The following is a 1,337-nucleotide window of genomic DNA, read 5'->3' on the forward strand; positions in this document are numbered from 1 at the left end:
GGCACTGACGCTGCTGATGGCCTCCGGGTCGATGCGTTCGCGCCTGCGTGTCTACATCAGCAAGAACTTCTTCAGCTATCGCTACGACTACCGCGAGGAGTGGCTGCGGTTCACCCAGCTCTTGTCCGGCAGCGCAGAACCCCAGCACACGGCCGAAACCGTGGTGCGCGCCCTCGCCAACCTGGTCGAAAGCCCGAGCGGCATGCTGTGGTTGCCGCGTGCCGCGGGTGGCGACTTCGTGCAGGCCGCCCGCTGGAACCTGCCCGCCGAACTGGGCAGCGAGGCGCACGATGGCCCGCTGGCGACGTTCTGGCGCGAGCGCGCCTGGATCGTCGACGTGGATGAGTGTCGTGAACGCCCTGAGGCCTACCCCGGCCTCGAATTGCCGGCCTGGCTGGCCGAGGAGCCACGTTGCTGGCTGCTGGTGCCCCTGCTGGTGCGCGAAGCGTTGATCGGTTTTGCGGTATTGGGGCGGCCGCGTGTGGTTGTCGAGGTGAACTGGGAGGTGCGCGACCTGCTGCGCACGGCCGCCAGCCAGGCGTCAGGCTATCTGGACCAGGCCCAGGCCACGGAGGCGTTGCTGGAGGCGCGCAAATTCGATGCCTTCAACCGCATGTCGGCCTTCGTCGTGCACGACCTGAAGAACATCGTCACCCAGCTCTCGCTGATGATGAAGAACGCCAAGCGCCTGCGCGACAACCCTGAATTCCAGCAGGACATGCTCGATACGGTGGAGAACTCGCTGGAGAAGATGCGCCAGTTGATGCTCCAGCTGCGCGAGGGCGACAAGCCGCATGGCGTGACCAGCGGTGTCGACCTGGAGCAGATCGCCAAGCGCCTTGCGGCTGCGGCTTCCAGCAAGGGCAGGGTACTGGAATTGACGCTGCAGGGCGGTGTCAGCACGCGTGGGCATGCGGAGCGCGTGGAGCGCGTGCTTGGCCATGTTGTGCAGAACGCCTTCGATGCAACGCCCGCGAGCGGCCGGGTCTGCCTGACCCTGGATGCCCAGGGCAGCCAGGCGCGCGTTCGCGTGGAGGACAGCGGCTGCGGCATGAGCGAGGATTTCATTCAGAATCGCCTCTTCAAGCCGTTCCAGACCACCAAGGCCAGCGGCATGGGCATAGGCGCCCACGAGAGCTATCAATACATACAGGAACTGGGAGGCAAGATCAGCGTGCAGAGTGAATTGAACCGGGGCACCACCGTGACCCTGCTACTCCCGCTGTTCCATGCGCAGGCGGACGCACCCTTGACGGCGCTGGACGTTCAATGAGCGCCGCGCCGGGCCGTCTCAAGCAAGCTCGCTCCCGCCTGGCGGGAGTGAGCCCGGACATGGG

Annotated in this window: 1 protein-coding gene; it reads left to right on the forward strand. The window is 65.8% G+C overall.

Annotation, left to right across the window (positions count from 1 at the left end; genetic code table 11):
- Positions 1–1,273, forward strand: a 1,273-nt coding sequence (prsK, locus tag ACXJKR_RS32640) for an XrtA/PEP-CTERM system histidine kinase PrsK (RefSeq protein WP_457326394.1), incomplete at its 5' end; no start/stop codon positions are given.
- Positions 1,274–1,337 lie beyond the last annotated feature (64 nt).

The organism is Roseateles sp. P5_E11, assembly GCF_054049355.1.